The organism is Pseudoalteromonas sp. HL-AS1 (assembly GCF_031198785.1).
Classification (GTDB): domain Bacteria; phylum Pseudomonadota; class Gammaproteobacteria; order Enterobacterales; family Alteromonadaceae; genus Pseudoalteromonas; species Pseudoalteromonas distincta.
Genome location: NZ_CP133569.1, coordinates 2,275,243 through 2,294,107 on the forward strand (window position 1 = coordinate 2,275,243; position 18,865 = coordinate 2,294,107).

The 18,865-nt window shown below is 39.3% G+C and carries 16 protein-coding genes; 8 read left to right on the forward strand and 8 right to left on the reverse strand.

Annotated elements, in window-relative coordinates:
• Positions 1-6 precede the first annotated feature (6 nt).
• Positions 7-771 carry a YdcF family protein gene (locus RB214_RS10540; protein ID WP_024606530.1) on the forward strand — a complete coding sequence of 255 codons (765 nt, stop codon included), beginning with the start codon at positions 7-9 and terminating at the stop codon, positions 769-771.
• A gap of 14 nt (positions 772-785) precedes the next feature.
• Here the strand turns inward: RB214_RS10540 and RB214_RS10545 are convergent, their stop codons facing one another.
• A complete protein-coding gene (locus tag RB214_RS10545) occupies positions 786-1,538 on the reverse strand; it encodes a Nif3-like dinuclear metal center hexameric protein (protein ID WP_309166726.1) in 753 nt (250 codons plus the stop codon).
• A gap of 150 nt (positions 1,539-1,688) precedes the next feature.
• On the opposite strand from RB214_RS10545, the gene RB214_RS10550 reads away from it, so the two are divergent.
• Positions 1,689-2,030: a hypothetical protein gene (locus tag RB214_RS10550; protein WP_309166728.1), complete on the forward strand. Its 342-nt coding sequence runs from the start codon at positions 1,689-1,691 to the stop codon at positions 2,028-2,030.
• Between the two features lie 138 nt (positions 2,031-2,168).
• Here RB214_RS10550 and RB214_RS10555 read toward each other — a convergent pair whose 3' ends face one another.
• The 5 genes from RB214_RS10555 to RB214_RS10575 all read right to left on the reverse strand — a co-directional run bounded on the left by RB214_RS10555 (position 2,169) and on the right by RB214_RS10575 (position 10,452).
• On the reverse strand, positions 2,169-5,348 hold the full coding sequence (locus tag RB214_RS10555) for an amidohydrolase family protein (protein WP_309166730.1): 3,180 nt from the start codon (positions 5,346-5,348) through the stop codon (positions 2,169-2,171).
• Between the two features lie 105 nt (positions 5,349-5,453).
• Positions 5,454-6,278, reverse strand: a complete 825-nt coding sequence (locus tag RB214_RS10560) for a zinc-dependent peptidase (RefSeq protein WP_309166732.1) — start codon at positions 6,276-6,278, stop codon at positions 5,454-5,456.
• A gap of 353 nt (positions 6,279-6,631) precedes the next feature.
• Entirely contained in the window at positions 6,632-7,270 is a 639-nt protein-coding gene (locus RB214_RS10565; protein ID WP_008138452.1) for a chloramphenicol acetyltransferase, read from the reverse strand.
• A gap of 185 nt (positions 7,271-7,455) precedes the next feature.
• Positions 7,456-8,496 (reverse strand): Glu/Leu/Phe/Val dehydrogenase, encoded by a 1,041-nt coding sequence (locus RB214_RS10570; RefSeq protein WP_309166735.1) that lies wholly within the window; start codon positions 8,494-8,496, stop codon positions 7,456-7,458.
• 429 nt (positions 8,497-8,925) lie between these two features.
• On the reverse strand, positions 8,926-10,452 hold the full coding sequence (locus RB214_RS10575; protein WP_007375888.1) for a fumarate hydratase: 1,527 nt from the start codon (positions 10,450-10,452) through the stop codon (positions 8,926-8,928).
• Positions 10,453-10,607: 155 nt separating this feature from the next.
• Between RB214_RS10575 and pabB the strand changes: the two genes are divergently transcribed.
• From pabB to RB214_RS10590, 3 genes are all read left to right on the forward strand, one after another.
• Positions 10,608-11,966 carry an aminodeoxychorismate synthase component I gene (gene pabB, locus RB214_RS10580; protein ID WP_309166740.1) on the forward strand — a complete coding sequence of 453 codons (1,359 nt, stop codon included), beginning with the start codon at positions 10,608-10,610 and terminating at the stop codon, positions 11,964-11,966.
• A 6-nt stretch (positions 11,967-11,972) separates the two neighbouring features.
• Entirely contained in the window at positions 11,973-12,548 is a 576-nt protein-coding gene (locus RB214_RS10585) for a CoA pyrophosphatase (protein WP_149602410.1), read from the forward strand.
• Positions 12,549-12,651: 103 nt separating this feature from the next.
• Positions 12,652-14,028 (forward strand): L-serine ammonia-lyase, encoded by a 1,377-nt coding sequence (locus RB214_RS10590; protein ID WP_309166744.1) that lies wholly within the window; start codon positions 12,652-12,654, stop codon positions 14,026-14,028.
• A gap of 77 nt (positions 14,029-14,105) precedes the next feature.
• On the opposite strand, the gene cysB is transcribed toward RB214_RS10590, so the two are convergent.
• Positions 14,106-15,083 (reverse strand): HTH-type transcriptional regulator CysB, encoded by a 978-nt coding sequence (gene cysB / locus RB214_RS10595; RefSeq protein WP_002961670.1) that lies wholly within the window; start codon positions 15,081-15,083, stop codon positions 14,106-14,108.
• A 324-nt stretch (positions 15,084-15,407) separates the two neighbouring features.
• Here cysB and RB214_RS10600 point away from each other — a divergent pair, with 324 nt between their 5' ends.
• Positions 15,408-16,166 (forward strand): hypothetical protein, encoded by a 759-nt coding sequence (locus tag RB214_RS10600; protein WP_033021650.1) that lies wholly within the window; start codon positions 15,408-15,410, stop codon positions 16,164-16,166.
• An 81-nt stretch (positions 16,167-16,247) separates the two neighbouring features.
• On the opposite strand, the gene RB214_RS10605 is transcribed toward RB214_RS10600, so the two are convergent.
• The gene (locus RB214_RS10605) at positions 16,248-17,540 is read right to left on the reverse strand and encodes an NCS2 family permease (protein WP_309166747.1); all 1,293 of its coding nucleotides are present in this window, start codon (positions 17,538-17,540) and stop codon (positions 16,248-16,250) included.
• A 118-nt stretch (positions 17,541-17,658) separates the two neighbouring features.
• Here RB214_RS10605 and RB214_RS10610 point away from each other — a divergent pair, with 118 nt between their 5' ends.
• Both RB214_RS10610 and RB214_RS10615 read left to right on the forward strand, forming a co-directional pair.
• Positions 17,659-18,123 carry a tetratricopeptide repeat protein gene (locus tag RB214_RS10610; protein ID WP_002961427.1) on the forward strand — a complete coding sequence of 155 codons (465 nt, stop codon included), beginning with the start codon at positions 17,659-17,661 and terminating at the stop codon, positions 18,121-18,123.
• A 298-nt stretch (positions 18,124-18,421) separates the two neighbouring features.
• Positions 18,422-18,856 carry a SulA-like leucine-rich domain-containing protein gene (locus RB214_RS10615; RefSeq protein WP_002961428.1) on the forward strand — a complete coding sequence of 145 codons (435 nt, stop codon included), beginning with the start codon at positions 18,422-18,424 and terminating at the stop codon, positions 18,854-18,856.
• Positions 18,857-18,865 lie beyond the last annotated feature (9 nt).

Sequence of the window (18,865 nt, forward strand, 5' to 3'; positions counted from 1 at the left end):
ACTCTTATGTTTGTTATTAAAAAAATGATTGGTGGCTTACTTATGCCACTGCCTCTATTTGGTTTATTTGCATGCCTGATGCTCCTACTGGCACTTAAAGGCCGCAAATCAGCTCTCTTCTTGTCTACTTTAAGCTTAATTGTATTACTTGCATTGAGCACACCCTTTATCGCCAATTTAATTATCCAAAATAATGAACCTGCGTCGCTTGCGTTTAATACTCTAAAGCATCCAAAAATAGACAAAATAGTTGTACTAGGTTGCGATATAAACCCAAATCCTGCACTCAGTGCTAATAATCAATTAGGTAATTGTGCGCTAACGCGCTTGGTAGAAGGTGTAAAACTGGCAAAGCACTACCCTAACGCAGAGCTTATAGTTTCAGGCGGGGGTTATAAAAATACCACTAATAGCGGGCTTATGTATCAAACGGCAATTAGTTTAGGCGTTAATAAGAGCCGTATTTTCCAAAATCCAAAAGCAATGGACACAGGTGAAGAAGCTAAATTACTGGCATCAAAATTAGTCGACTTTAAAGTTGCACTAGTAACATCTGTACTGCACATGCCCCGTGCCAAAGACTTATTTAATGCTCAAGGTATTGAAGTCATAACCGCAGCCACTGATTATCATAATTTTGCTGCACTTCCATGGAGCAAGCAGTTTATTCCCAATGCTCATGCCTTACTTGTGGTTACGCAATACAGTCACGAAGTAGTAGGAAATATATGGATAAGTTTGCGCCGCTGGATAGATCCAGAGGCGCTGTAACTTATATAGCCTAATTAAACTGGGTTATCTATGTCTATAAATGTCACATCAAAACCATGCTCTTGAGCAAGTAACTCACCTAGTGCTTTTACACCATAGCGCTCTGTTGCATGATGCCCGGCTGCAAAAAAATCAATGTTTTGCTCACGAGAACTATGAATTGTCTGCTCCGATGCTTCACCCGTTAAATAAGCATCAATGCCTTGCTCTGCTGCTAAGTCAATATATCCTTGCCCACCACCAGTACACAGTGCAATGGTTTCTATTTTAGCTGAGCGTACTAAGCTTGTGAGCGGGGTTCGATTAAGCACTTTTGCAATTTTATCTGCAAAATCTTCACCACTTAATGGTATTTTTAAACGCCCTTTCATTGCTACGCTATTTGAAGTTGGCTCTAGCCCTGTTTCAATTTCAATATCTAATAACTTTGCAAGTTGTGCGTTATTGCCAACTGCTGGATGAATATCGAGTGGTAAGTGATAGCCAAATAAATTAATATCGTGTGCTAATAACGCACCTATGCGACGCTTTTTCATACCCGTTATTGGTTGAGATTCCCCTTTCCAAAAAAAACCATGATGAACCAAAATAGCATCTGCTTGTTGCTCAATGGCAGCTTCTATTAAAGCTTGACTTGCGGTTACACCCGTCACAATTTTTTTAATTTCGTTTTTACCTTCGACCTGTAAGCCATTTGGGCAAAAATCTTTTATTAAATGAGGTTTCAAAATGTCATTTAGGAGTTGGTTAAATTCTCTACGTTGCATACAACTTACCTTACTTAGCACTGAATTTTGTGCAAATTTTGGCGTTTATAGGCCTAAAATGGAAGGAAAATCGCAAAAAATTGAAAAACTGTTTTAAAATAGGTATAAATACCTCTTCTTTATCTGTGTTCACAACGTATAGGGTCTCTGATGAGCAAACTAGACAAAACAGAAGTGTTATCTGCCTTTGCAGCAGCGTACGAAACTGCCAATGGTAAAAAACCTGAAATCACAACCAAACCTGGTTGGTACAGCATTGATGGCGGTAAAAATTTACGCCTAGCTGACGTAGCAGAGCTTACTAAAAAATTAAACTCTGGTAAAACAACTAAAACGAAAAAACCAAAAGCAGCTGCTCCTGTTAAAGCACAGAAAAAAGCGCCATTCACTGTTGTTACCGAAAATGAAGAAGGTTACACAGCGGAAGAACTTTGGATTGTAATTTTAGCTCGTAAAGATCATGACTGTCGCTTACCGCGCGGTGTTGTTTAATCAACATTTATGATTTTTAAAAGAAACCGCGTTAAGCGGTTTTTTTATATCCGTTATTTGCCAAAAATATAAAGCTTTATAAATTGGGTAAGGCTAAAAAAAGCGGTTATGTAGCCGCTTTAAAAAGTTTAAAATAAATTACAGTTCTTCAAAATAAAGTGGTTCGCGTTCTTTTTTACCCACTTCATTCATTGTCTCTGCATTGAATAGTCGACCATTGATCATGGTGTAATCTACTTTATCCGAATCTCGAATATTTTTAAGCGGATCGCCATCTATAATCATTAAATCAGCCAGTTTGCCCACTTCAAGCGAGCCTACGTTTTTATCAAGTCCTAAATACTTAGCCGGATCGAGTGTTGATGCACGTATTGCCTCAAGCGGTGTCATTCCGCCCTGTGCAAACATCCACATCTCCCAGTGTGCACCTAAGCCTTCACGCTGACCGTGAGCACCTAAGTTAACTAATACACCTAGGTCTTGCAGCTCAGCAGCAACGCGTGCGTTATTAAAGTGATTATAGTGATGATCGGGCGCTTTAATGCGGCGCATAGAGCGTGGTAATAATTGATTTTTAGGCACAAATTTACTTAAACGTGGATGATTCCACACATCAGTTTTATCATACCAGTAATTTTCACCCCAAATGCCACCATAAGCCACTACAAGTGTTGGTGTGTAACCTACATCACTTTGCGACCATAACTGCTTTATATCGTCATATATGTGCTCTACAGGGATTGAATGCTCAATACCTGTGTGTCCATCCACAATCATACTTAAGTTATGTTGTAATAATGAGCCGCCTTCAGGGACAACCATCATTTCAAGCATCCGGCCTGCTTCAATAACTTGTTGGCGCTGCTCACGGCGTGGCTGGTTATAAGATTTAACACTAAACGCCCCTACTTTTTTAAGGCGCTCTAAATGAAATTTAGCATCGTCTAACGAGTCAATATGCGACGTATAACCTGGCATATTTGCGCCATATAAAATAGTACCCGTTGAGAAAATACGCGGGCCAACAATCATGCCTGCCTTTTGCATTTCGCTTGCGGTAAATATTTCAGAGGTATCGTTTGATGGATCGTGAATTGTAGTTACACCCAGCGCTAAACCTGCAAAGTTTTTCCAGTTTTGCTCAGGTATAATTTCACCGCTTGCTTGCGAGCCATGTGCATGAGCATCAACAATACCAGGCATAATAGTTTTACCTGTTACATCAATAACCTCAGCACCTTTAGGGATGCTTATATCGCTTGCTGTACCAATTGCTTTAATATGCTTGCCATCAGTGATGATTACACCATTTTCAATAACCTTTTCGCCGTCCATAGTTATAATTTTTGCACCAGTGAGCGCAATCATGCCTTTAGGCTCTGCCATTTTTTTACTGAAACCGATATTATCGCCACTTTTCACTTTAAAGTCGGCATCTTCGGCTTTGTTAATAGCAAACATCCCCTCAAGGCTTGCATGATAAAGCTCAGGCCCTAATGTCCAATAAAGTTTGTTGCTCTTAGCACTCCAACTAATGTTTTCACCAGCACGCACCGATAACTGCTCTATTGGGAATTGACTGTCTTTAGGCCCAATATTAATTATTTTACCACTTTGTACAAACGGCGTTACAAATACTTTAAATCGCTCAGCAAAAGCGAGGTATTGCCCATCTGGTGATACTCTAAATTCTGTCGCATGCTCTGATTCGTACAGTTTACGAAATTTTTTACTTTCAAGCTCTACTACGCTAAGCGTTGGTTTTGGCCAAGGACTCATTATAAAAACGCGATCGTTTGCATCTCCAAATTGTGGTTGATAACCACTTTTTGAAATAAGCTCACTTTTACCGCCTTTTGCGCTTACGCTATAAACCCCCGGATTAAGTGACCACTTAGGGTTTAAAATACTGCCGCCCGTGGCTTTTCGATAAACAACCGTCTTTCCATCTGGGCTAAAAGTTGGCTCTACATACTTGCCTGGCTGCGTTGTAATGGTATCGCCACGGCCACTGCGCGCAGACACAACCCTTACAGACCCTTGTTTGTTATCATCCCATGTGGTGTAAACTATTTTTTTACCATCGCGAGAGTACTGTGGAAATAATTCGTAATGATCAGTTTGCTTTGTTAAACGCTTAATTTTACCCGACTCTAAATCACGTTTATAAATATGCCCAAGCGCTTCAAAAATTGCCGTTTCGCCATCTGGGCTTACTTGCACATTACGTAGCATTTTTACATCAAACTCATCAGTATCTAAGTTTTGTGTAAAGCGCACCGCTTTTTGAATTTTTTTACTTGTTTGCACTTTAAAAGGAATGGTTTTTACAGATTTGTCTGCAACATCTAGCTTGTGAATTGTACCACCAGCCCAAAACACCAGTTCTTCGTTATCTGGTGTCCATGCAATGGTTGGGTATACACCATGAATAGCCCATGTTTCTTGCATATCTCGCTCAAGCTTATCGTAAAGCTTAGTGTGCTCACCGCTAGTTAAGTCATATAAATAAAGACTAGTTTGAAAATCATCACGCTTTATATAAGCAAGCTTTTTACCATCAGGTGACGGTGTAGGCCTAATGGCACCGCCCATCGTATCGATTATGGTTTCAATTTCACCCGTTTCACGGTCGTAGCGCTTAATTTTATAAATACCCGCTACAGAATCCTTTGAATAATGAAAGGTTTTACCGGGTGTTGCATCATGCGAAAAGTATACATAACGACCATCAGGTGAAAACATTGGCTCACCTAAATCTTTTTGATCGTTCTTGCGTTTTGTAAGCTGCACGCCCTTGCCACCCGCTTTATGATACAACCACACTTCACCTGCTCCCAATGAGCGGCTAGCTGTAAAGTGTTTACGCGCAACTAAGTAGTCGCCATCAGGACTCCATGCAGGACTATTTAGTAATCTAAATGTTTCATCGGTAACAGCGTGTTGGTTTTCGCCATTTAAGTCCATCATCCAAATGTTATCGCCACCACCTTGGTCGGAGGTAAACGCAATACTTTTGCCGTTAGGACTAAAGCGTGGTTGCATTTGCCATGCAATATCAGAGGTGAGCTTTGTGGCTGTACCACCACTCATTGGCATAGTGTAAATATCGCCAAGTAAGTCAAACACCACAGTTTTACCATCTGGGCTAATATCTATATTCATCCATGTGCCTTGCTCAACGCTAATTGCAGCGTCAACAAATTGCCCTGTTGGTGTATCTACTTGCCATTTTTGCTCGTCTTTTTCGGCGGCATTCACTTGCCCTATCGCTAATGACACCGACAGCGCCAATACTGTATGAAGCATTTTTTTCATGCGTTTCTCGCTTGTTATTGTTGCAGTAAAAACTATTTCACATGATTGCAACAAAAACAAACGCAACTTGCCAGCGTTATATGATAAAGCGCGGTTTATGTAGGTTTAATGCCAAACAATAGGGTCAAATTGGTAGTAATTAACTAGCATGCTATAAATTTCAGGATCGTATCGGCGAAGCTCTGCGGGTTTTTCGAGAAAAGTTTCGGTGAGTACAGCAAAAAACTCAGCTTCGTTAGTCGCACCATAGCTGTGAATAACATGCGGCATGCTATAAGCAACATGGCTTTTTAACTGAGTGAAAGCACGGCTAAATACTCGGCCCCACTCTTTGTAATCTGCTGAGCTTTTTAAAATGGGCGTACCCGTTGTTTTACCTGTTTCTTGATCGAGTTGATGCGCAAACTCATGAAAAACTAAATTATGTCCATCACTTGGCAAGCGGTTACCTTCAAGCACGTCATGCCAACTGAGTACAAGTGTGCCGCCAGGCCATGACTCGCCCAGTCTTACCGTATTGTGGTAACTCACAAGTCCTGCACTATCGCGAGTTGATTGCGGAGCATAATAAGCACTTGGGTATAATAAAATTTCTTTTACATTTCTATATAACGGCCACGGTTTATTGAGTGCTAATACACACGCATCGGCGGCAACAATTAACTTCATTGCAGACGTTAGCCTTAAGCCATCACAACCGACAAATCGTTTTTCGTTTAAAAACCACGTAATATGTCGCTCTAACTTTTCTCTGTCGGCATCGGTCATTTTTTTATAGATGGGCATGCAACGCAGTAAAATATCTTTTTGCTGTGAATTTAAAGCAAAATCTTTATATTTACTGCGCCATAATCGGTTTTGAATTGATGGCCAACGCCAGAAAATCACCACAAAAAGAATTAAAACAACAATTAACAGTCCATTTATCATGGGGATTTCCTGAGCTAAGGTATGGTATATAAATATGTCCAGCACACGTGCTTTTCAAGCATACAAGGTTATGTATTTGAATAAAAAGTAATTCACATCGCATTGCTTATAGATTACTTAACCTGAACTTTGGTTAAGAGATTTACTAATGTATTCGATCATGGTGATATTTAAATTTATTTTCTCTAGCCAGAGATTTTCAGTGAAAACAAGGCGAATTTACGCGTCAATAGCGGGCCTATTGCAAGTAAATTCAACGCAGTTAGCGCTAAAAATAGCTGCTTGAGATAGATTTATTATCCAGAGTTCAGGTTAATTACTGCTTTGCACTGCCGTTACTGATGTGTTTAAAGTTAACCTTTGCAAAAGGAGTCAAATGTACCCTGCAATGCGTTTATAAATTTCGCTACGTGCAAACCATCCATTAATGAATGGTGTACATCGATAGCTAAAGGCATTGTGCCTGTGTGTTTATCAAACTGACCAAATACAAATTTAGGAATGCCTAAACTCTGCCCTTCACTAAATGCATGCGAAAACGCACTAAAATTCAGCCACGGCAAAACAGATATATGAATTAAGTCGGCCTGCCCTTCTGTTTGGGCAAATACATCAGAAAATAACGGCTGTTGTTTCGCTTTTTTGCTTACGTCACTTGCATGATTTGCAAACTCTTTAAAATCGCTTGCGCTATTAAAATAACTAAAAACAAATGTATCGTTTTCAGACAGCTCAACCACACTTGCGCGAACACTGTTAAGTAACCATGGTTGATTATCTATTATACGTAGCATTATTGAATCGTACTCATGGCACGCTTTTAAGGTGCAATATACATACGCTTGAAAAAAAGAAAATTGATTGGTTTTGCAATAGTCGTAAAGTGCTTGAGCATCTAAACGCACACACACATTAAAATAAGGCTGAGAAAAGTGTTTAAATAATTCAAAGTGTTGCTTTCTAGGCCAATTATCTAAATCGATAGGCTGCATGAGAGAAGTTGAGGGAGTCATAATTTGCCGCACAAAATTAAAAATAAAGTGTACCGCTGTTCAGTAACAATTGCATTAGGGTCTATTAATCTTTCAAGGTTAAATCCGCAAAGATCAACACCCCTTAACTTACAGATAAACAAAAGGTGTGCAATTGCACACCTTTATGTAAATTAGAACTTAAATTACAGACCGTTTTTAATGATCTCTTGCGCTAATTCGTCAGCAATTAAATGCGTTGATTTTTGCTCTTTTTCGCTGCGAGCAAAAATTTCAGTTAACGTATTAAAAATACCTTCAACATGTTTATTAGACGCTGCTGCACTGTAACCTTCTGGCGCTGTTTCGTAATAAACATTAATAATACCACCGGCGTTAATTACGTAATCTGGTGCATATAAAATGCCTTTTTCACGAATAACTTCACCGTGGCGAGATTCTGCCAGCTGATTATTAGCACAGCCTGCAATAATAGTCGCTTTTAAACGCGGTATCGTTAAATCGTTAATAGTTGCGCCTAGTGCACAAGGTGCATAAACATCAACATCTAAGTCGTAAATTTCATCAATGCCAACAGCAGTTGCACCAAAATCACTTACTACACGATCAATGGCAGCTTGGTTAATGTCAGTTACAAACAACTCAGCACCCGCATCATGTAAATGTTTACACAAACCATAAGCAACAGCACCTAGACCTTGAACAGCCACTTTCACACCTGCAAAATTTTGATGGCCACGTTGATGCTGTAGCGCTGCTTTAATTCCTAAAAAAGTACCGTATGCTGTAAATGGCGATGGGTTACCGCTTTTACCTTCAAGACCCAGTACGTAATTAGTTTCTTTATTCATGATAGCCACATCAGCACATGTGATGTTTACATCTTCTGCTGAGTAATAGCTGCCATTTAATCGCTCTAACTGACGGCCAAATGCACGGAATAATTGCTCAGATTTAATTTCTTTCGCATTACCTATAATTACAGATTTACCGCCACCAAAGGGTAAGCGCGCAACTGCATTTTTATAAGTCATGCCCTTTGATAAACGTAGCACGTCGTAAACAGCATCTTCGTCGTTTGCATAATCCCACATTCTACATCCACCAACTGCAGGACCTAGGTTGGTATTATGTACAGCAATAATTGCTTTTAAACCCGACTCTTCATCAGAACAAAAAACCACTTGTTCATGGTTATCAAATTCAACTCGATTAAACACAGCCACTTAAAATACTCCGAAATAGTTAACCCTTGAGAGGGTATGCGCGCTGGAAATTGCCGAGACTTTATCACTTCATATACGTGTTCGCTATACTCACAGATGATAAAACCAATGAAAACATTAAGCTTAAATTAAATAACCCAATTAAAAGCATTATATAGATAAAAAATTCACAAAAGCGTCATTTGTAAGTTTTAAAAACTATAAATAGAACAACCACACCTACTTACGTTTACGTGAACGTAATACAGTTATTGCGTGTAAAGTTTAATATACAAGTGCTGCTTGCCCGTCACGTACTGCTGCCTATAGGTTTCCAGTAAAAAGTGAGCTTTTTCGCAAACTGGTCAGAGCTGTAAACTTGGTAATGACTCTATTTAAAAAACAAAAAAGCGAGCACTAGGCTCGCTTTTTAAAAATACAAAACGTACGTTATTTTAGCTTGCTATCAAGCTCTTCAATTTTAGCTTTCCAGATTGCAGGGCCTTGTGTATGCGCATTGGCGCCTTCACTGTCTACTGCAACAGTCACTGGCATATCTTCTACTTCAAATTCGTAAATAGCTTCCATACCTAAATCTTCAAAAGCAACTACGCGTGCTTTTTTAATCGCTTTAGATACTAAGTAAGCTGCGCCGCCTACAGCCATTAAATAAACAGATTTATGCTCTTTAATAGACTCAACCGTTGCAGGGCCACGTTCAGCTTTACCTATCATGCCTACAATGCCTGTTTTTTCTAGCATCATATCGGTAAATTTATCCATGCGAGTGGCTGTTGTAGGGCCAGCAGGACCTACTGCTTCATCGCGTACCGCATCCACAGGGCCTACGTAATAAATAAATTTATTATCAAAGTCTACGCCCTCAGGTAAACCTTCACCTGAGTTGATCATATCTTGCAAACGTTTATGCGCTGCATCACGACCTGTTAAAATAGTGCCCGAAAGTAAAACGGTTTCACCCATTTTCCATTCTTGAACATCTTTTTTAGTCAGTGTATTTAAATCAACACGACGTGTGCCTTCGCCCACTTCAAATGTTACTTGTGGCCAATCTTCTAGTTTAGGTGCTTTTAAATTAGCAGGGCCAGAACCGTCAAGCGTAAAATGTACATGGCGAGTTGCCGCACAATTTGGGATCATTACTACAGGTTTTGAAGCTGCATGCGTTGGTGCTGTTTTAATTTTAACATCAACAACCGTTGTTAAACCGCCTAAGCCTTGTGCGCCAATACCTAATTTATTAGCACGGTCAAAAATTTCTAAACGCAGTTTTTCTTCAGTTGTTTCTGCGCCGCGTTCCATTAGTTCATGGATGTCAACCGGGTCCATTAACGACTCTTTAGCCATTACTGCCGCTTTTTCAGCCGTACCACCAATACCTATACCTAGCATGCCTGGCGGACACCAACCAGCACCCATTGTTGGTAGTGTTTTTTCTACCCATGCAGCAACATCATCTGACGGGTTTAACATAACCATTTTACTTTTGTTTTCAGAGCCGCCGCCTTTAGCCGCAACCATTACTTCTACTTTTCCACCCGCTACTAAATCAATATGCACAACCGAAGGCGTATTATCTTTAGTATTTTTACGCGTACCAGCAGGGTCTGCAACAATAGATGCACGTAAAGGGTTATCTGGATTCAAATATGCACGACGAGTACCTTCATCAACCATTTGTTGAACGGTTAAATCTGTTTTATCCCACTTAACATCCATACCTACTTTAACAAAACAGGTAATAATACCGGTGTCTTGGCAAAGTGGACGCTTGCCTTCAGCCGACATGCGTGAGTTAATTAAAATTTGTGCAATGGCGTCTTTAGCCGCTTTACTTTGTTCTTTGTTGTACGCTTTTTCGAGAGCTTGAACAAAATCAAGTGGGTGATAGAACGAAATATATTGCAATGCATCTTCAATGCTATCAATAAAGTCTTGCTGACAAATTGTACTCATAGTGGTTCCTTAAGTTACCGTTACGCGTTGTCGCGTAATCTAAATCAAACCGGTGACGGTGGTTTGCACTGTTTTTTACAGCTTAGTGCTGCCAAAAAATTTGACTTATGATACCCTCCCAGCCCGTTTCGAGCCAGTTCTTAAAGGGGCAGTAAATGCTAAACAATAAAAAAAATTGTATTAAATTAGGCATAACACAAAACTGCATTGACGTTTTTGCGCATTTTTCACATTTGCCTTATGCAATTCTATTAGATTCTGCAAATAGTAATCATATAAACAGCCGTTTTGATATTATTGCCATTGAGCCGCAAAGTACCCTTGAAGTAAAAAATAATAAAAGCTTTTTAAATAATATAGAAAGTAGTGATAACTGCTTTGAAATTATGAATAATGAGCTTTCGCATCTTGATAAAACAAAAGCCGATTACGATTTACCCTTTAACGGCGGCTGGCTTGGCTACTTTGGCTACGACTTAGGGCGTACAATTGAAAACATCCCCACTTGTGCTATTGAAGATATTAATCTCCCCCAAATGGCTATTGGCCTTTACTTAGATGCCCTTATTTACGACAAGCAGCAACAAAGCTGGTTTTATGTATCGCAGCCAAACACCGATCGATTAGCGCTTTATGAGCAATACTTAAATACACACGCTAACTCCCAAGTTAATACGCAGTCCTTTGCCCTAAACAGCGACTGGCAATCAAATATGAGTAAAAAAGAATACGCTACAAAATTTGCCCAAATTGAGGAGTATTTAAAAAGTGGTGATTGCTACCAAATTAATTTAGCGCAGCGCTTTAACGCTCAGTTTGAAGGCTCCCCTTGGGCAGCTTATATTAAACTGCGTGAGGCAAATAAAGCGCCATTTTCGAGCTTTATAAATCACCCTCAAGGGGCAATTTTATCAATTTCCCCTGAGCGCTTTATATCTGTAAATAATAACGTTGTAGAAACCAAACCTATTAAAGGCACTCTGCCGCGAAAAGCGGATGCGCTGGAGGATCAACGCCAAGCCCAAATACTCGCAGCATCAGCTAAAGATCGCGCTGAAAACGTCATGATTGTTGATTTACTGCGTAACGACTTAGGCAAAGCGGCAAAACCTGGCAGCGTTCACGTCCCTTCCCTTTTTGCTATTGAAAGCTTTCCGGCAGTGCATCATTTAGTAAGCACGGTAACCTCAGAACTTGATGAAGGCAAAACAGCGGTCGATCAGTTAAAAGCGGCTTTTCCGGGTGGCTCAATCACCGGTGCGCCCAAAATTAGAGCGATGGAAATAATTGAAGAACTAGAACCACATCGCCGCAGCATTTATTGTGGTTCAATTGGTTATTTAAGTGCATGTGGAAATATGGATACGAGTATCACTATTCGTACCTTGGTGTGCCACAAAGCGCAAATTTACTGCTGGGCAGGCGGCGGAATAGTAGCTGATTCTAAAGTCGAATTGGAATATCAAGAAACTTACGATAAAGTAAATAAAATCCTCCCTTTATTAAAACAGTAGGTCGCTTTGAATAGTGAACACATTATGGCGCGGTTTCTGTTAAGCCCTACAGCTGCGCCAAACCAGTTAAAAGACACGCGTAAAAAACGTGCTAGCGCTGTTATGCTGCCAATTATTGATATAGATAATCATGCACATATCTTACTGTGTAAACGCCCTACTTATTTACACCATCACCCTGGGGAGATTTGTTTGCCCGGAGGTAAGTTTGAAGTAAGCGACATTACCCTTCGCGCCACAGCCCTACGCGAACTAAAAGAAGAGCTAAATATTGCCCAAAACAACGTTAATGTATTAGGTCACTTACCTGAGTATTCAACCTTAACGGGTTTTAGTATTAGCCCCTATGTAGGTTTACTCAAAAAAGACACCACCTGGGAAAATGACTATAATGAAGTACAAGCGAGCTTTTTGCTCTCGGTCACTGAATTAAATAACGAAGCTAACTGGCAACCCTTACCTTTTCAACGATTTGGGAAAACGGTTATTTTGCAAGGTTTTAAAACGCCGCATGGTTTACTTTGGGGTGCGACGGCAAACATTATAAAAAACTTTACAAAACAACTCGCCTTACCAGTTTAAATCTTCGTTATTAGTAGTTACACAATCACAATTCCACGTTATCATGCTCGACCGTTCAAAGAGCAGCTTCGTGCTGATAAAACAAAGTAGAGACACACACATTATGATCAGTGCATTTGATATGTTTAGCATTGGTATTGGCCCTTCGTCATCACACACCGTTGGCCCAATGCGCGCATCACGCTTATTTGTTAATGACCTACAAAAACAACAATTATTAGCAAATGTGACCGATATTAAAGTAGAGCTTTATGGCTCTTTAGGTCAAACAGGTGTTGGCCATGGCTCGGGTAAAGCCGTAATTCTTGGTTTAGCCGGTTATGACCCTGAAACTATAGATGCCGATTTAGTCGACGACATTTTAGCCACTATCGAACAAGATCAGGTTATTTATTTAAACAAAACACACAAAGCTAAGTTTCCAAAACAAGGCGCTATTGTTTTTCATCGTCGCAAAACGCTGCCTAAGCACTCTAATGCAATGGAAATTATTGCCTCAAACAACGGCGAAAAAGTTTACAGCAAAGTATATTACTCTATTGGCGGTGGCTTTATTGTTACTGATGAAGAGTTTGAAAACGAAAAACAAGCAGCCATTGATATTAGAGAAGAAAACCCAGCTCCTTTCCCTTTCAGTAGCGCAAAAGAGCTACTAGAGATGTGTAAAGAGTCAGGGCTTAGTGTTTCAAGCTTGATGATGAAGAACGAAAAAACACTGCGCACTGAAGATGAAATAAAAGACACGCTGTTTCATATTTGGAAAGTAATGATGGCCTGTATTGAGCGTGGTATGCGTACCGAAGGTATCCTGCCTGGCGGCTTAAAAGTAAAACGCCGTGCGCCAAGCCTATACTTAAAACTAAATATAGAAGTCAGTAACGACCCACTTCGTGCAATGGACTGGGTTGATTTATTTGCCCTTGCCGTAAACGAAGAAAATGCGGCAGGTGGTCGTGTAGTTACCGCACCAACTAATGGTGCTGCGGGTATTTTACCGGCTGTGCTTATGTACTATCACACATTTGTGAAAGAAGTAGACCGCGATATAGCCACGCGTTATTTATTAACCGCTGCTGCTATTGGTATTTTATATAAAAAGAATGCCTCTATATCGGGTGCTGAAGTAGGTTGCCAAGGTGAAGTCGGCGTTGCGTGCTCTATGGCTGCAGGCGCATTAACAGAAATTGTTGGTGGCAATGTTGTGCAAGTAGAAAACGCAGCAGAAATTGGTATGGAACATAATTTAGGCCTGACGTGCGACCCTGTTGGTGGCTTAGTACAAGTACCGTGTATTGAACGTAATGCAATGGGCGCTATTAAAGCAATTAACGCTTCACGTTTAGCTATACGTGGCAGTGGCGAGCAAAAGGTATCACTTGATAAAGTGATTAAGACCATGCTTGAAACTGGTAACGATATGAAAACTAAATATAAAGAAACCGCTCGCGGTGGATTGGCTGTTAATATTATCGAATGTTAATCAGCTCGCTATAAAAAGAAAAAGCCGCCTATTTTTAAAATAGGCGGCTTTTTTATTATTCGTTTAATGTAGTGACATTATTTAACGGGTAACTCTATATCTGCAAATAACTTATCTACGTCATCTTGGTTACGTAATAAGCTTGCTCGCTCCACGCGCTCTTTAGTTAAATGCGGTGCAAAACGTTCGATAAAATCATACATATAAGTACGTAAAAAGCTGCCCTTTCTAAAACCAATTTTGGTCGTGCTAGCTTCAAATAAGTGGCTTGCATCAATACACACTAAATCGGTATCGCTCACTTGATCTATCGCCATTGAAGCAACAACACCAACTCCTAAACCCAGTCGTACGTATGTTTTTATAACATCAGCATCGGTTGCAGTAAATACAATGTGTGGTTCAAGTCCGTGTGCGCTAAATGCTTTATCCAACTCTGAGCGGCCCGTAAAACCAAATACATATGTAATGAGTGGATATTGAGCAATATCAGCAACAGTTAAACTATTTGCCTTTTTAGCGAGCGGATGGTCTTTAGCAACAACAATACTGCGATTCCAATGATAACAAGGCAACATAACTAAATCTGAATACAAATGCAGCGCTTCTGTTGCAATAGCAAAGTCGGCATCACCGCGTGCTGCAGCATCCGATATTTGCTGTGGAGTACCTTGGTGCATATGAAGCGATACCGCAGGGTATTTTTTCATAAACCCTTGAATAACGTTAGGCAAAGCATAACGAGCTTGGGTATGTGTTGTAGCAATATTTAACTTACCTTGATCAGGTAGCGTATGCTCATTAGCAACGGCTTTAATACCTTCTACTTTGGAGAGTATTTCACGAGAAATATTAATTATATCTTCGCCAGCACCGGTTACATGCGTTAAATGTTTACCACTGCGACCAAAAATTTGTACACCCAACTCATCTTCTAACATGCGTACTTGTTTAGAAATTCCTGGCTGCGAGGTAAATAAACTCTCAGCAGTCGCTGAAACATTTAATTTATGATTTTGTACTTCTACGATGTATCTGAGTTGTTGTAATTTCATGGCTGCAAATTTTAACGTTATTATTCATATTATTTATAAAGGCAATACCGCTTAAAACCAAGTGTTATTTACGTAAAATATCACTTTAGGTCTTTAGGTGTGCAATTATCTGATTAGGGCTCAAGGCTAGCATAATAAATATGCTTGAGGTAGCGATGTTTATTCAGCTTTAGTTTATAAGCCCTTAGGGTGACTACGGTTTATAAAGAGCTCAACCTATCAGTTTTTTGGTATATTTTTTAAGTTAATCGGCGCAAAGCTACCCTGTTAACGTATATTTAATGTAAGATTAAATAATTAGGTTATATATCCGAGAATTACACCATGATCGTTTCTATTATAATAGTGCTTATAGTTGCATTGATTGTGATTGCACTTTGGGTAAGTGCTGTACAACAACACAAAGAAAAACAAGAGGCAGAACGCCGCAAAGAGCTTACAAAACAAAAAGCTATAATAGAAGAAACAGAAGAAGCGCTAATGAATAGTGCTAACATACCCCTGTCTGAGAATCTAATTCGTACGTTACAACGCCGTATTTACGAAGCTTTGAATACAATGGTTAATAACTCGCAAACATCTAAAGCACTTAAAAGCCGCTTAAGTGAAGCGAAAACGCACTTATCTAATCCAGTTAAAGATAATAGCAGTGAAGCTTTAACGCTACCGAGTAATGACAAGCAACTAGTAGGCCTAATTCAGGGCATTAAAAAATTACGCTCAATTTTACGCTCTGAACACAGTAAAGGTCGTATTGACAGCCAAGTTTTTGTTTTAGAAGATAAACGTCTTGAAAAATTACAACTACGTATTAATATCGAAAGCCAAATAAAGCGTGGCTTATCTGCCCGCTCAGCAAGTATGGTTGGCTCTGCAAGGCAGTATTTTGAAAAAGCACAGGCAACGCTCAATGCAGTTACATACACCGATGAATATGTAACAACAAAACGCCAAGAAGTTGAAGGTTACTTAGAGGCAATTAGTGTTGAACTTAGAGCTTCTAATGCAAGCGCACTTAAAAAGAAAACAGAAGAAGAGCAAGACGACTTAGATATATTGTTTGCTCCTAAAAAGAAATGGTAGCGTTTTTATACTAAAAATAAGTATTAAAAAAGCCTGCACAAATTAAATTTATGCAGGCTTTTTTGTATTTTTTGTTAGCTATTAAGACAAAAATGCAAACTTGAAAACAAACAAGGCTGTTAATATACAAACACTAATACTGATTTGATCTTGCTTACCACACAATACTTTTACCGCTGTATAAGATATAAAGCCAAGTGCAATACCGTGCGCAATAGAAAACGTTAATGGTGTCATTAGTAATACCACAGTAACAGGAATTGCATCGGTCATATCATCCCAATTTACAAACTTTAAATTTTGCAGCATCAGCACAGCGACATATAAAATAGCGCCTGCCGTAGCATAAGCCGGTACCATTTGTGCAAGCGGTGCAAAAAACATCATTAGTAAAAAGCAAATACCTACAACGACAGCCGTTAAACCAGTACGTCCGCCAACAGAAACACCAGCAACCGATTCTATATACGATGTAGTCGTAGACGTGCCTAGCATCGCACCTGCAATTGTTGCTGAGCTGTCAGCACTTAGTGCGCGTCCTAAACGAGGCATGTTACCTTTTTCATCAGCTAAACCAGCTTTTTGAGTGACCGCAACTAATGTACCCGAAGTATCAAAAAGATCGACAAACAAGAATGCAAAAATAACACTCATCATTGATATATCAAAAGCGGCGGCAAAATCTAGTTGCATAAAAGTAGGCATTATTGATGGTGGCATAGCCATAACACCGTGATATTCAACTAGCCCTAAACTTAGTGCAATGCCTGTCACTAATAAAATACTAATAAGTACACCGCTTTTAAAATCGCGGTATAAAAGCGCTGCAATTACAAAAAAGCTTAATATAGCTAATAATGGGCCTGGGGAAGTAATGTCGCCCAATTGCACTAGTGTTGCTGGGCTTGAGACAATAATGCCTGCATTTTTAAGGGCAATTAAGGCTAAAAAAGCACCAATACCTGTTGCGATAGCTCGCTTGAGCACCAGAGGTATGGCATTAATAATCCATTCTCTGACTTTAAATAAACTTAAAAATAAAAATATACAACCCGACATAAAAACAGCCCCTAATGCGGCTTGCCAGGTATAACCCATTCCTAATACGACGCCATACGTAAAAAAAGCATTTAGTCCCATGCCAGGCGCTAATGCTAATGGATAATTAGCCCATAAACCCATTATAAAACAGCCTATCGCAGCTGCTATACAGGTAGCTACAAATGCAGCCCCTTGGTCCATCCCTGCCTCAGCAAGCATAGCCGGGTTTACAAATACAATGTATACCATAGTGATAAAGGTCGTTAGGCCAGCAACGCATTCGCGTTTAACTGTTGAGTTATTTTCGCTGAGTTTAAATAAGGCTTCAAACATAATAAACTTGTGATAGTAAAAAGTGGCGAGATTTTAACATAAAAATTATCTTTTACAGGACATTTTACCTTGCTATATACTAAACTGTTAAAGTAGTTAAAATAATAAATGAACCAATATGCTTAAAACAACACCTTGTGAGCAAGACTTAGAGCAACAGCTAGACAACATTTTAGGTTTTGTTACTCAACCAGAAAGCAGCCCCGCGCCCATTGATAATAAAAAAGATGAGCAAAGTACTATTAATAAAGCCCTATATTATTTAAAAAATAATCAAGCTCCATTGGCTGCAAAATGGATGCGCCTTGCTGCAATGGCAGGAAACCATAGAGCACAGTTTTATTTAGGTTTATTTTTTGTAAAAGGTGAAGGCGTGCCACAAAGTGTATTTCATGCTGTAGCGTGGTTGAGCTTAGCGAGTAGCCAAGGGTACGCACCTGCCACTGCAGCGGTTACAGATATACGCAAACATATCGAAACTAAGCGATTTAAAGATGCTCAATGTTATGCAGCAAGTTTGTACGAACAAATCCACCAACTCCAGTTTTCTCATATGATCCCTCGCACCAGTGAAAACACATAAACTAACTAAGTTATAAGTACTGTATACAGTTTTGAAAAATACTGTATATAGTTACAAAGATACTCCTACACAGTATAAAACCCACAAATGAAAACATGACTCAAAAATTTATTTTAAAAATACCCCCTCAAAAACAAGCCTATAACAAGTTGATTAATAAAGAATTATAGATTTAAAAACAAAAAACAATGATCAAAAGCTGAATAACTGTACAAATAAATAGCATAAAATGCTTGCACGAAAGCACTGTATAAACTACTGTATATAAATACTGTATAAAAACCCAGTGAGTGAAATTATGTTACAGCCTATTACCGTAAGAACAGTTAAAAGTTACCAACAAGACGAGCAAAGCGATTGCGTAAATTTGATCCAAATTGAAGATGAAATTTCAGCGACCTTTGAGCTTTTAAAAGTATTACACCAATATAATAGCTCTAATGCATGGACGTTATTAATTGCACCAGATCATGTACCTAGCAAAGCTTTACTTGACTCATGCTCTATTGATACAAGTAAATTACTTGTAATTAGACAGAAGCACCTAGTAAATCTAGAGTATGTATTAAATTCTGCGTTACATAATGGAAACTTTGCAGCGGTAATTACCTGGACCGATATAGTTAATAACCAACTACTTACAAATCTATCGTTCGATTTGAGTAAAACGAATACAAAACTATATTGTTTTACTAAAAACGCTCAAACAACAGAGATACCACTCGCTCAATAAGCTTGTTAA